Here is a 12,087-nt window from a genome sequence, read left to right on the forward strand (position 1 = left end):
CGGCATGCGCAAACGCAACAGATGCGACCAGAAAAAGAATGCGGCTTGTCAGCATTGAAAACGAGTAATCCATATTATGTGCGTGTTGTTTAACATGTCAGCCGCACGGAAAAAGGGAAAAATATTGCTGCGAACAATGTTTCATCGGAAATTGTTCGGGATTTTCAAAAATGTAACTGTTCAGCTACATAATCGCGGTCGTCAGCGTGGCATGCAACGCCACACGGACAGATTTAACGCACGGAGTTTCTTTTGACTGTATCTAATGCCGTTGATGTTTACCGCAATGCCATGGCGCAATATGCCGGGCATGTTCAGCTCATCACCACCGAGCATGATGGCGTCAGACGCGGCGTGACGATTACCGCTGCCTGTTCCGTATCGGACAATCCGCCAACCGTGCTGGCCTGCCTGAATTCCGGCAATGAAAAGAACGCAATTTTCCTGAAAAGCGGAAAATTCGCATTAAACAGCCTTGGCTTGCGCCACCGCAACCTGTCTGATGCCTTTGCCGGCTTCGGAGGCCTGTCCGATGACGACAGATTTACGCTGGCAAAATGGTCAACCCTGGCCACCGGCGCGCCTGTTCTGGACGACGCGCTGGTGTCGTTTGATTGTAATATTGTCGATGTAAAACCCATGTCGACCCACCTGATTCTTTTGGGACAGGTCGAAGCAATCCACTTCGGAAAACCGGGTGAGCCGCTACTGTATTTTAACCGTAATTACCTCGGTTCCTGACAGTTTTGGGCAGCAATGTGAACATTGTGTGATCATTATGTGTGCAACCTCTATGGTTGCATGATTTTTTTGCTTCAATATAAGTATTTGAATTTAAATAATTAATTCGAATATTTTTGCTGCAAAAGTGAAAAATCTTCAAAAAATACCGCATCTGCGAAGGAAATTTACTTGACGATTGGCTAATAGTCGGTTTCAATGGCCTTGTTTCAGGGGACGACTGAAATTGGCCACAGTGGCCACGGGAAGTGTCCGATTATAATAAGCACTGACTCGATTACACTGACATTCATTTTTGATCACGAAAAAGCCGTTTCGGGAAACCGAAGCGGCTCATTCGTTATGGGCCAATGCCATATCAGGTAGCCGGATGTGCAGTCGATGAGCCGCCTATCGTCGCGTCGCTTTTTTATGATTTGCTGCATTTGCGCCGCACGGGCTTGTCCGACAGGTCTGGAGCCTCATGGCCAGCCCCGATGAACACATTTCAGGCCGCGTCGTTCAGGTTTTCCGCCTCGGCGCGGTAGGCATCCGCTCTTTGTCTGTTTCTGCGGTAAAGCGCCAAAATGGCGAGCGTCACGAGCGCAACCCCGACCATTGCCAGCGTAAAATCCAGCCAGGAGGGCAGGCCGGTTGCCGCGGTAACGGTGCCGCCGGTGCCAACCAGTGCGCCCTGGCCAGCCTGTGTGGCAGCCTTGTCTCCGGCCCTCTGTCCCTGACTGGCCAGCACCTTGCGCGCCGAGGCACTGGTGCCGGTGGCAGTCAGAAACATGGCGACACCCTTGGCTTCCACCTTGGCAACACGGGCTGACCAGCCATTTTTGTTGATGTTCCAGATTTTCAAGGACCGCATGAAACTGAGACGGCGTGCGCACAGCATCTGGATCTGTTTGACGCCAGCGGTTGCCGACCTGGTTATGGTTTCGGGCCCGAGCCTGCCATCCACTTTTGCCCCGACAATTGCCTGAATTTCCCGCAGCGCCCGCGACGGGCCGGAATTGACGCCATAATCCCACACCGCCAGATCAACACCGGCCGGCAGGCTGTCACCACCCACCGCATCCCAATAGCGGGTCTTGTAAATGGGTTTGACGTCATCAAGCGTCAGATTGGCGATGTCGAGATGCGGAAAGGAGGCGGCGGAGATGCCGTATTTGGTGCCCTTGAAAGTGCCGACCCCGACCTTGCCGCCGGTCCAGTTGCCGGGGTCCTTGCGATCTCGGGACAGACCACCCTCGGCCTGCAGCGTAAATGCCAAGCATGCGCTATAATTGTCTTTTGCCATATCGCGATTTCCCTGAATTGATGAAAACGCGACAGTTTTTGCCCAACACAGTTGTGCCGTTGGCATGGCCGGGGTGGAGTTTGGTCGTGCCGCGATGCTATCGGGCCATGGGAACACGAATTCGCTGGCTATTGTTGACCATATCTGCGCAGGGTGACTTTTCAGGAGAACTTTATGCGCCCAATCTTGCTGCTCGTTGCGCTTTCTTTGTCTTCCTTTTCCGTTGAAGCAAGGGAGCCCGCAACAGAGGTCATCGTGGCGGGAGGGCCAATCCAGATATTCAAGGGCACGCTGAGCGGTGGCGATATCAAGTCTTTCCTGATCCGACCATCGACCGCCAGAACCGTGAATTTGACACTTGATTCCACCCCTGCCGATTGCGGGGTGGAAATGCAGACCAGTTCACAGCCGGGTTATGCCTCGGAATTTTCGAGATTTCCGACGACGCGATCAATGGAATCCAAGGAGGGTGAAACCTTCAAACTGTCGTTTTACCTGATGCGCGCAGAATGGGTCAGTCGGGGCGAGTGCAGCTTCAGCCTCTCCATCGAATAAGCCTTCAAAGCACATCGCCGTAGCACGTGCCGCCCTGTAGCGTCACGCCCTGTGCCACCATGCCGCTGCTGAAGCGTTTCAGCTGGATGTTCGGCATGGATTTGAGCCTCTGGGAAAAGGTGTTGACCGGCGGCAGGAAACTTTCCTTGTAGCCCTGATCGACAGCCCAGGTCTTGAAGTCTTCAAACAGCCGGCTGGTGCGCAGCCAGCCGCCTTGCGGTTCATGCGGCGAGGGTACGACACGAATATCGAACCACTCATTGAGCGGATCAAGCAGCAGCCAGGAATTGAGCGCCTCTTTTGAGCTTTCAGGAAGGGAGTAACCGCCATTCTTTTTAAGCCGGATGGCGCCAGCCACCGCAAAACCCAACAGCAGATCCAGCTCTTCGGCCTGAATACGCTTGGCAATATCGGTAATCACCTCGTTTTCGGGGATCGTGCGGTTGAACGGAATGACCACCAGGCGACGGCGCAGACCACGATCAATGCCGCCATTAAAACGCGGCAGGGTGTTGGTGGTAAAGCAGTGCAGGGCGCGCGGCGAAAAGCTGACCACGTTTTTATAAAGGCTGCGGCCTTCAATCGGGTTGCCGGTCACCGCCGCCTTGAATTCCTCACCGGCAATGGCAGCAGCGCTTAATTCATCCGCCACATTGGCGGCCTTGCCAGCAAGGTTGATAATGCGTTTCTCATCGTTGAAAAAGGCAGGCGAGATGGAGGACACGGCACCGTCTGGCAACAATGCGCGAAACAGCGCTGCAATGGTGGATTTGCCGTTGCTGACGGTTTCGCCCAGCAGAATGAAGGCCTTGGGCTGCTTGACCTGGGTTGCCAGACCGAAGGCAGCTGCCCCCAGCATTTCCGAAATCAGGTTGATCTTGTCGCTCGCATCGGCATCACCCTTGAAGGCGCCGTAAAGAAGGCGGTGCAGCAGTGAACCTTCCGGCGGTTTGCTGTCGGTATGCAGGTGATATTCGGCATCGATGGTGAAACGAAACCGGTCCTGCGGATCATGGTCACGGCAGATCACCTTGCCACTGTCATCAAGGGTTATCGTGCAGTTCTTGGCATTAATGCCGATAACCGGCCGCTGGAAAAAGTCATCGTCGCAAACACGAGTTCCCAGCTCGGTCAGAATGCCATCGATCATGCGTTTGCCAAGTTTCAGCGGCGTGGCCTTGGCGCCAATGCCAATGGCATCGAACGCATGCATGGCAAGGCGGATTTTCTGCTCCGGTATGGGCCGCCAGGCGGAAGGGCCAAAGGCCCAGAACCTGCCTTCAGACCGCACGATATCGCCGCCGCAGGCCTGTTTTAACGCCTGCTGGAATTCCCGCGCCAGCCACACTTCAGAACCATACATCTGTGGCGGAAACTGCTCTGGCATATCATCAATGCCGTCAGCACCGCGTGGTGACACCTGCGGTTTGATCGCCTGTTTCTGTGGCGCTGGTGGGATGTCCGCTGCCGGTATAGGCGCAGAGGGTTGAAACGGCCGTTTGGTGCTGGTGATGAACGTCTTCAATTGCGCCTTTGTCCAACCGGTTTCCACCGCATCGGCGCTGTCCCAACCACGGCGGGGCATAAGGCCTGCCTGCCAATGCCCAGGTGTAAACAGCGTTTTGTCGGAGGCTTCATCGGCATTGGCAAAGCCAACCAGATGCACCCGCGCGGAAAGGCCCGTCAACCGTGCGGCAATGTCCTGCGCGGTTTTTAGACCGGGTGGATCGAAATCGGGCCAGATCACAACGTCGCGGCCAGCAAGCGGCGACCAGTCGGTGTGTTTGGTACCCTGCGTGCCGCCAGCCCATGACACCACGGTATAGTCTGTCGCCTGGTGCAGCCTGTCGCGGCATTTTTCGCCCTCCACGACAATCACGCTGCCGCTGCCTGACAATTCATGCAGGCCATAAAGCGGCCGTGGTTTGGCAAAGGGAAACCGGCACCAGGTTTTTGTGCCGTCGGGCAGGCGCACGAACATTACCATCGGTGTCTCCTTGCCGCCGTTGGCAAGATCGTGCCGCAGCACATATCCCATTAGCGAGCCGTCCGCGCAGCGATAGGGAAACACCATGGACGGCGCAAAGCTGCCCCATTCCGATCGTTCACCCCGGCGTTTGGGATTATAAAGCCGCACAGGCTGGCCGGGCAGCAAAGCGCGGGCAGGCGGCACTATCCGCTCTATGCTGGCATAGATGTCCTGCGCCAGAGGAGGTTTCGCTGCAATATTCGGTCGGGCGTTCAAGGAGCCGTTGTTATCGCCACCGAGAATACAGACTGCCTCGGGCAGGCTGACGCCTTTGACCTTCTGCACAAAATCCAGCACGTCGCCATGTTCACCGCAGCCAAAGCAGTGAAACCGCTCTATGCCATCCTGTCCGGCATATATCGTAAAGGATGCCGTGTTCTCTGCGTGGAACGGGCAGCAGGTTTCATATTCGCGGCCGTTGCGCTGCAGCCTGTAACCGTAGCTCGCCACGGTAGAAGACAGCGACACGTCGCGGCGCAGCCGTTCGACATCAGATGACATGTATGTTGTAACTCGTGTTGAAATTTGTTGTGATTATCGCAACGTATTCGACGTAACGCAAGCCACAACAAGCGAAATATTTTGAGGGCAAAGTGGTTTGCGGGTTTTAAGCGAGGGACTTGCAGCCCGGCCGAGGGTGGGACAAAAAGAGTTATGTCTCAAAGCGATCATGACAACTCCTGGGTAATTCACCACTCAACCATGTTTGAGCCGCTGTTGCTGGCCGACCCCACCTTTCGTGAGAGATGGGAAAGGCTGCTGCGCGAACATAAACCGGAAGAAGAGGCGCTGACCTATTTGGTTGTCGGGGAATTCGCCTGCCATTTGATCTGGTGTTTGGAGGCGGGTGACACATCGCGCTTTACCGCTGTTTTTCAAGTTCTGAAAGACTGGCACACCCAAGGCGGCCAGTACCTCAAGGAAGCGGCAATTGTCGGCTTGCTCGAAGATTTGCAGAACGAAAACCTGCACAACACGACCAAACCGGATGATTTCCTGCCATGGATGCATCCGGAAACAGTGACGTGGTGGCATAAGGTGCGTGACTTCTGGGAAAAGGGAACGCCTTTGGTCTGAGTGATCGCAGACGTATTCCACCGCGCCGATTTGCTCCGCTGACTTTCCTCTCTGGCGTCATCCCAGGGCTTGTCCCTTGGATCTAACCACCTATCCGCAAGCGCCACATGTTTGGCTGGCGTGATTGGATCCTCGCCACAGGGACGAGGATGACGTGGAGGGGAAGCCACTCAGGCCGTGCTGTCCGACGATGTCGCCCGATCACCCAGCACAAGCCGGTACCCCTGTCGGTATCCCACCGTTTCAACCGCAATACCGGAGCCCTCAAGCTTGGTGCGCAGATGCGACATCGCCACCTTGAAGGCGAGATACATTTTCTCATGGGTGGGGCCGCCATCCGGGTCATCGGCATACATTTCCGAAAATACCCGCTCCATCTGCACCGGTTTTCCCTTGCCGCCCCAGATGGCGCGCAAAATGCGGGCCTGCTGGTCGGAAATGCCATAGACCTGGATTGCCAGATCTGCGGTCATGACCTGCACACCGGCACCGCAGCAGGGGCAATTCACCCCATATCTGCTTTCAGCGAGATGAGGTGTCGGAGCAAGGGCAGGCGTGATGCCTTCCTCCACTGGCAAAGGGCCAGCAAAGGCAATGTTTTCGATGCGGTCGTTGAGGTGGTCGCCATCCAGCGGCCGCAAGATGCGATCCGTGCGGCCATAATGCCAGTTCCAAACGAGATAGCTGCGCATATAACGGCGGATTTCGTGGCGGCTGCCAAGCGAAATCACCCAGACCGGGTCGCCGCCCGTGGTTTTGCGCATCAGTTCCGAGCCAGCTTCCGGCCGCCGACGTCCAACCATGGAACGCCAGAACAACCGCCCGTCACGATAATCAAACAGCGTCTGGGCGCGCTCCTTGTCGATCTGCGCAAAGGACTGCCAGCTTGGAAAACGGTCTTCCGGATTGGACTTGTTGCGGTAGCTGGTGAACTGCGGTTTCTTGATGAAGATATTCATTGTAAAGCACCCTGATTGGCGGCCCTTACCAGACGCCCAATGCGGACAAATGCCGCCTGACTGTCTGGTGCGTTGCCGTTTTGGGGACTTTGCGAAGCGGATGGTCGCGCCAACATGCCGGTGCGAACCTGCCTGTGGCGGCGCTCGCGGCATGTGGCGTCACGGCTCAAGGCCTGACATGCGACATGGATCTTGGATTTGGCTGCTCTGGCTTCGCAGCCTGTTAAGCGCTCGATATCAGTGTGAGGGGATGGGAAAACGGCGTTGTTCATCGACCAGCCACCATCTGTTCAATCTGGTATTCGTAAGGCGAGAAGCGCCGCAGACGGTTTGCCAGATGCACCAGATTTTCGACCGTATGGCCATCAATGATCAGAATGGTCTCAGCCGCTGCCGAACCGCCAGACATCACACAGCGTCCGACAAGCCCGTCGATCAATTCCGCCTGCTGGCGCATTGACAGAAGTGGCTGGCGCATCGCTGTGCTTGCTGTGTCTGGTCGTGGCTGATTGCTCATCCGGTCCATCATGTTCAAATCAAATGTTGTTGAAATCAACATTATGTTGCGATAAACGCAACGTCAACAGGTAACAACAGAAAGAACGAAAAAATCCTGATGGTGCTGCAGCGGCGCGTAACGCGCTATAGGAATATCGGAAACATCGGGTTTTCGACAGTTTGCCTCCGATATCGGGCGGATATCCGCTGGAGATGCCGAGGTGTATATCCCGCAGGTAACATAAGGATATACCGATGCTCTTGCAAAATGTTGTGAATTTTGCAACATATGCATAACGTTGCGCATTCGAGAGAGAATTTATGGCCGAAATTGATGGCGAATGGTTTCACAACCGCTTGAAGGACACGGGCAAATCGCTGCGCGCACTGGCCCGCCATCTGGATTCCGATCCCTCTGCGGTGTCTCGCACATTTTCCGGTAGCCGCAAGATGAAGATGGAAGAGGCCGTGCAGATCGCCATCTTTCTCGGCGTCTCGGTCTCTGATGTGATCAAACATGCCGGTATCACCACCGATGCCGATGCCATACAGGCGCGCATTCTGCTGGCCGCCACAATTGATGAAAGCGGCACACTGCAAATGTTGCCCGAACCACGCCCATTGCCGCAGCCAATCATCGAAAAGGCGCAGCTTGCCGCAGGCGGTCATTACAACAGGCAGATTATTGCCGCACAGATCCGCGCGTCCTCCGGTTCTCTGGCCATCTGGGATGATGCAGTTGTGCTGTTCAGCCAGACAGAGGGCGTTGATCCCGCTGCAATCGGCGCATTGTCGGTCTGTGGTTTGCGCGATGGCAAACAGATCCTGGCAAGGGTCGAGCGCGCTCGTAAAACCGGTGAGGCCGATCTGGTTTCGCCGCAAGGCAAGATCGAAGATGCCAATCTCGCCACCGCAACCCCGATCATCGTGCTGCTACCGTAACGTAACATAGCCAAAGGTGAGGTGAGTGACTGCGCTGTTGTATGACACGCGCAATGGTCTGACTATGACCTGATGCCAGGCGATGGCGATCAGCTTTCCGTGCCAAGGAGGCACGGCAGATCGTCAATTCAACCTCGTTCCATACGAGGCTAGCTCGAACAGATCACGGATGATGTGGTGTTGGTGGAAGATATGTCAGGAAAACGACTGGCACCGGCTGAAGGAGTTTCGCAAAGTCCGGAGTATTCAGCCCCCAACCCATCGTTTTCCTGATGTTGTGATAATCACATTTTAATGTTGCGATGTCAACATTTTTGAGTTGGATATCTCCGGTTTATTGGCGGTTTTCCGCTTGCTGTTGTGCTGCGTTTCGGCACGTGTTGTGAAAAGTGCTATAGCCATATCGTTGATGGGAATTTGGCGCCGCTATCGTTTCAAATGACGAGCCAGCAATGCGCCGGCATCACCCATCACAATGGCCGGGATCAGCACCAGCGCCATGTCATTGATATGTTTTGGCACATCGACCACCACCAGCGAAAGGCCGAACCACGGGTTGATGATCTGGATCAGATAGATCGCTGCCCACCATAGGCCAAACGGCACGACAATCAGCCAGCGGCCAACCCGGGTGGCGCTCCAGCGATCGGCAGCCTCGATCACGGCAATGTCGCGTGCAGCCTCAATGCTCTTGATTGCCTGTTCGGCCGCCAGCCGGTCCTTGTCCGTTTGTGCAATGAGCCGCGCCTGATAGGCGGCAAGAAGCGGCGTGGTGAATTTTTCCACCACACCGCCAAGCAACAGATCTGTCAGCCACTTCATTTTGCCCATCCAAAGCGGTGCGCCAGGTAATACCAGCCTTCCGCCGCAAGGGCGGCGAGCGTGCCGGCCAGAAGATGCAGCGCTGTGGCGAGATCGGGATCGCTGGAAAGGATGTGGCCCATATCAGGGGCAATCAGCCCCTTGGTCACAAGGATTGCCGCGAGGTAACGCAGGAAGATGCGCGTGAAAACGAATGTCATGATTGCCACCTTGTTGGATGATGGCGGCAGCATCGGGCAGGGATGGTTGTTGTGGCGAACCTAAAGCGTTCTCGGCGAAATGGTGACCACTTTCATTGAAGTTAGAGATGGCTCGACAGGGCGCCAGAGGCGAAGGCTTTGACCAGCAGAACGGCGAGCGGCGAAAGCACCAGCAACAACAAGGCCCAGAGCGCGTTGCGGATACGGTCTGCCAATTTGCCGACACTGCCTTCAATGCGCAGCAGTGCCGCATTGATGTGCGGTTGCTGGGCTTCCAGCGTCACAATCCGCTCTCTCATGTCGTTGATCCGCCCATGAAGCTTTTCAAGTTCGCCTCTGGTGACTTCATCCATCATTCCGCTGCCATGTTGTTGCAAGAGCAGCAGACTAGCCCCGATATGGTTGCCTGCGAAAATCCGCGCCCGTCGCAAAACCGGTCTCGACAGGCAGGCCATCAACAGGGCGCGATGTTGCCTAATTGGTGATGATATGCGGCACGTAACGGGAAAGATTGGCTGTTATCAGCGACGTGTCTTCACTGACGCCAATAAGCCAAGATCGGCCTTAAAAAGGATGCCCCACCCCGCGCAGGTGACGGGGTGGGGCATAACCGCCCGGCTGGGGGCACCCGGGCGGTTATTGGGTTCAGTGCTGGTGGGTAGCAGCCTGTGCGGATGCCGTTGCAGGTGTCGTTTCGTTTTCAGTGTCGTCGGCTTCCGGGCGTTTCGTTTTCAGAAGTTTCAGAACGAACACGAAGAAGGCCGGAACGAAGAACACCGCAAGCACGGTGGCCGAAATCATGCCACCAAGAACGGCAGTGCCGATGGCGTTCTGGCTTGCCGCACTGGCACCCGATGCAATGGCCAGCGGCACAACGCCAAGCGTAAAGGCCATCGAGGTCATGATGATCGGGCGGAAACGCAGCTTTGCAGCTTCAATGGCGGATTCCAGCAGCGGTTTGCCCTCGGCATAATTGTCCTTGGCAAATTCGATGATCAGGATCGCGTTCTTGGCGGACAGGCCGATAATCGCAATCAGACCCACCTTGAAGTAGATGTCATTCGGCATGCCGGCTGCCATGACGGCCAGCACGGAACCGATGACACCAAGCGGCACCACCAGGATGACGGACAGCGGAATCGACCAGCTTTCGTAGAGGCCCGCCAGAAGCAGGAACACGAACAGCAGGCTGATGCCAAACAGGAACGGTGCCTGCGAACCGGACTTGATTTCCTCAAGCGACTGGCCGGTCCATTCAAAGCCGATACCATCTGGCATTTCGCTGGCAATACGTTCCATTTCCGCCATTGCCACACCGGAGGAATTGCCCGGTGCCGGTTCACCGGCAATACGCACGGTTGGATAACCGTTGTAACCGACGATCTGCGGCGAACCCTTCTGCCACTGTGCAATGGCAAAGGAGGAGAGCGGCACCATGCCACCGCTGGCATTGCGCACGTTCAGTTTCAACAAATCTTCCACCTGAAGGCGGTTGCGATCCTGCGCCTGCACGATAACGCGCTGCATGCGGCCGGCATTCGGGAAGTCGTTGATGTAGGATGAGCCGAGATTGGCGGTGATGGTGTTGTTGATGTCAGAGAAGGTGACACCGAAGGTGTTGGCCTTTTCACGATCAATGACCAACAGCACCTGCGCGGCATCCGGCAGACCTTCCACACGCATGCCGGCAAGAACTGGGCTCTGGCTGGCCTTGGCCATCATGTCACTGGCAGCGGCGGCAAGTGTCGCCTGGCCCACACCATTACGGTCCTGAAGACGGAAGGAGAAACCGCCCGTGGCACCAAAACCGTCAATGGCCGGAGGCGACAGGGCAAAACTGGTTGCATCCTTCAGGGCAAACAGCTGCATGTTCGCACGGTCGGCAATGTCCTGTGCCGAATTGCCATCGCCACGTTCGCTCCAGTCCTTCAGTGTTATAAACATCAGCGCCGCATTGGCACCGCTGCCAGAGAAACTGAAGCCCTGAATGGCAACGATGTCATTGACCGCAGGTTCAGAGCGGAAGATCGCTTCAATCTGTTCCACCGAGGCAAGCGTGCGGTTGGCGCTGGCTTCCGGCGGACCCTGGATGTCGACAATCAGATACCCCTGGTCTTCCGCCGGCACGAAGGCCGATGGCAGGCTGATGAACAGGTAACCAAGGCCGGCCACCAGTGCCAGATAGATCACCATCATGCGGCCAGCGCGTTTTGCCATGCCATGGGTCACGCTGACATAGCGGTTGGTCAGGCCGTCGAAGTTGCGGTTGAACCAGCCGGCCAGTCCCTTCTTTTCATGGTGGCCCTTCTTGATGGGCTTGAGGAAGGTGGCGCACAGAGCAGGGGTAAGCGACAGCGCCAGGAAGGCCGAAAAGGCAATCGACACAACCATGGTCAGCGAGAACTGGCGATAGATAATGCCGGTGGAACCGGGGAAAAACGCCATGGGAATGAACACGCAGGAAAGCACAAGCGTGATGCCGAGGATGGCACCGGTAATCTGCTTCATGGCCTTGCGTGTGGCGGCCTTGGGCGAAAGTCCTTCTTCCGCCATGATACGCTCGACGTTTTCAACCACCACAATGGCGTCATCCACCAGAATGCCGATGGCCAGAACCATGGCAAACATCGTCAGCACGTTGATGGAAAACCCGGTCGCATACATGATGGCAACAGTCCCCAGCAGCGCAACCGGCACCACCAGTGTGGGAATGACCGTGTAGCGGAAGTTCTGCAGGAACACGAACATCACCACAAACACCAGCACCACGGCCTCAATCAGCGTCGACATCACCTTGTTGATCGACGCGGAAACGAACGGGCTGGTGTCATATGGTGTCTTGTATTCAACGCCGCTTGGGAAGAACTGCGACAGCTCAACCATCTTGGCCTGTACGGCGGCAGAGGTTGCCACGGCATTGCCCGTCGAGGATAGCTGAATACCAACGGCTGCCGTTGGCTGGCCATTCAGACGGCTGGA

The 12,087-nt window shown here is 56.1% G+C and carries 13 protein-coding genes; 4 read left to right on the forward strand and 9 right to left on the reverse strand.

Features of this window, described 5'->3' with window-relative positions:
- Positions 1–252 precede the first annotated feature (252 nt).
- Positions 253–741: a flavin reductase gene (locus tag RT613_RS21270; protein WP_313618376.1), complete on the forward strand. Its 489-nt coding sequence runs from the start codon at positions 253–255 to the stop codon at positions 739–741.
- A gap of 487 nt (positions 742–1,228) precedes the next feature.
- On the opposite strand, the gene RT613_RS21275 is transcribed toward RT613_RS21270, so the two are convergent.
- Positions 1,229–2,026: a glycosyl hydrolase 108 family protein gene (locus RT613_RS21275; RefSeq protein ID WP_313618377.1), complete on the reverse strand. Its 798-nt coding sequence runs from the start codon at positions 2,024–2,026 to the stop codon at positions 1,229–1,231.
- A gap of 174 nt (positions 2,027–2,200) precedes the next feature.
- Here RT613_RS21275 and RT613_RS21280 point away from each other — a divergent pair, with 174 nt between their 5' ends.
- On the forward strand, positions 2,201–2,581 hold the full coding sequence (locus tag RT613_RS21280; protein ID WP_313618378.1) for a hypothetical protein: 381 nt from the start codon (positions 2,201–2,203) through the stop codon (positions 2,579–2,581).
- A gap of 4 nt (positions 2,582–2,585) precedes the next feature.
- Here RT613_RS21280 and RT613_RS21285 read toward each other — a convergent pair whose 3' ends face one another.
- Positions 2,586–5,111 carry a CHC2 zinc finger domain-containing protein gene (locus tag RT613_RS21285; protein ID WP_313618379.1) on the reverse strand — a complete coding sequence of 842 codons (2,526 nt, stop codon included), beginning with the start codon at positions 5,109–5,111 and terminating at the stop codon, positions 2,586–2,588.
- A 153-nt stretch (positions 5,112–5,264) separates the two neighbouring features.
- Here RT613_RS21285 and RT613_RS21290 point away from each other — a divergent pair, with 153 nt between their 5' ends.
- Positions 5,265–5,687 (forward strand): hypothetical protein, encoded by a 423-nt coding sequence (locus RT613_RS21290; protein ID WP_313618380.1) that lies wholly within the window; start codon positions 5,265–5,267, stop codon positions 5,685–5,687.
- A 170-nt stretch (positions 5,688–5,857) separates the two neighbouring features.
- Here the strand turns inward: RT613_RS21290 and RT613_RS21295 are convergent, their stop codons facing one another.
- The 3 genes from RT613_RS21295 to RT613_RS21305 are packed head-to-tail and all read right to left on the reverse strand — an operon-like array spanning position 5,858 to position 7,163.
- Positions 5,858–6,646: a hypothetical protein gene (locus RT613_RS21295; RefSeq protein ID WP_313618381.1), complete on the reverse strand. Its 789-nt coding sequence runs from the start codon at positions 6,644–6,646 to the stop codon at positions 5,858–5,860.
- Positions 6,643–6,918 carry a hypothetical protein gene (locus tag RT613_RS21300; protein WP_313618382.1) on the reverse strand — a complete coding sequence of 92 codons (276 nt, stop codon included), beginning with the start codon at positions 6,916–6,918 and terminating at the stop codon, positions 6,643–6,645. Before RT613_RS21300 ends, RT613_RS21295 begins: the two co-directional genes overlap by 4 nt.
- On the reverse strand, positions 6,915–7,163 hold the full coding sequence (locus RT613_RS21305) for a hypothetical protein (protein WP_313618383.1): 249 nt from the start codon (positions 7,161–7,163) through the stop codon (positions 6,915–6,917). The genes RT613_RS21300 and RT613_RS21305 overlap by 4 nt, the downstream gene beginning before the upstream one ends.
- 302 nt (positions 7,164–7,465) lie before the next feature.
- Here RT613_RS21305 and RT613_RS21310 point away from each other — a divergent pair, with 302 nt between their 5' ends.
- Positions 7,466–8,086, forward strand: a complete 621-nt coding sequence (locus RT613_RS21310; protein WP_313618384.1) for a helix-turn-helix transcriptional regulator — start codon at positions 7,466–7,468, stop codon at positions 8,084–8,086.
- A gap of 426 nt (positions 8,087–8,512) precedes the next feature.
- Here the strand turns inward: RT613_RS21310 and RT613_RS21315 are convergent, their stop codons facing one another.
- The 4 genes from RT613_RS21315 to RT613_RS21330 all read right to left on the reverse strand — a co-directional run.
- Positions 8,513–8,908 carry a hypothetical protein gene (locus tag RT613_RS21315; RefSeq protein ID WP_313618385.1) on the reverse strand — a complete coding sequence of 132 codons (396 nt, stop codon included), beginning with the start codon at positions 8,906–8,908 and terminating at the stop codon, positions 8,513–8,515.
- Positions 8,905–9,108 (reverse strand): hypothetical protein, encoded by a 204-nt coding sequence (locus RT613_RS21320; RefSeq protein ID WP_313618386.1) that lies wholly within the window; start codon positions 9,106–9,108, stop codon positions 8,905–8,907. The genes RT613_RS21315 and RT613_RS21320 overlap by 4 nt, the downstream gene beginning before the upstream one ends.
- A gap of 101 nt (positions 9,109–9,209) precedes the next feature.
- Positions 9,210–9,464 (reverse strand): hypothetical protein, encoded by a 255-nt coding sequence (locus tag RT613_RS21325; protein WP_313618387.1) that lies wholly within the window; start codon positions 9,462–9,464, stop codon positions 9,210–9,212.
- Positions 9,465–9,753: 289 nt separating this feature from the next.
- Positions 9,754–12,087, reverse strand: a 2,334-nt coding sequence (locus RT613_RS21330) for an efflux RND transporter permease subunit (protein ID WP_313618388.1), incomplete at its 5' end; no start/stop codon positions are given.

The organism is Agrobacterium sp. (assembly GCF_032092815.1).
Lineage (GTDB): Bacteria > Pseudomonadota > Alphaproteobacteria > Rhizobiales > Rhizobiaceae > Agrobacterium.

Coding starts and splice junctions, on each gene's coding strand:
- RT613_RS21310 (WP_313618384.1), top strand. CDS start 7,466: ATGGCCGAAATTGATGGCGAATGGTTTCACAACCGCTTGAAGGACACG.
- RT613_RS21275 (WP_313618377.1), bottom strand. CDS start 2,026: ATGGCAAAAGACAATTATAGCGCATGCTTGGCATTTACGCTGCAGGCC.
- RT613_RS21305 (WP_313618383.1), bottom strand. CDS start 7,163: ATGAGCAATCAGCCACGACCAGACACAGCAAGCACAGCGATGCGCCAG.
- RT613_RS21315 (WP_313618385.1), bottom strand. CDS start 8,908: ATGAAGTGGCTGACAGATCTGTTGCTTGGCGGTGTGGTGGAAAAATTC.
- RT613_RS21325 (WP_313618387.1), bottom strand. CDS start 9,464: ATGATGGATGAAGTCACCAGAGGCGAACTTGAAAAGCTTCATGGGCGG.
- RT613_RS21320 (WP_313618386.1), bottom strand. CDS start 9,108: ATGACATTCGTTTTCACGCGCATCTTCCTGCGTTACCTCGCGGCAATC.
- RT613_RS21280 (WP_313618378.1), top strand. CDS start 2,201: ATGCGCCCAATCTTGCTGCTCGTTGCGCTTTCTTTGTCTTCCTTTTCC.
- RT613_RS21300 (WP_313618382.1), bottom strand. CDS start 6,918: ATGAACAACGCCGTTTTCCCATCCCCTCACACTGATATCGAGCGCTTA.
- RT613_RS21285 (WP_313618379.1), bottom strand. CDS start 5,111: ATGTCATCTGATGTCGAACGGCTGCGCCGCGACGTGTCGCTGTCTTCT.
- RT613_RS21295 (WP_313618381.1), bottom strand. CDS start 6,646: ATGAATATCTTCATCAAGAAACCGCAGTTCACCAGCTACCGCAACAAG.
- RT613_RS21290 (WP_313618380.1), top strand. CDS start 5,265: ATGTCTCAAAGCGATCATGACAACTCCTGGGTAATTCACCACTCAACC.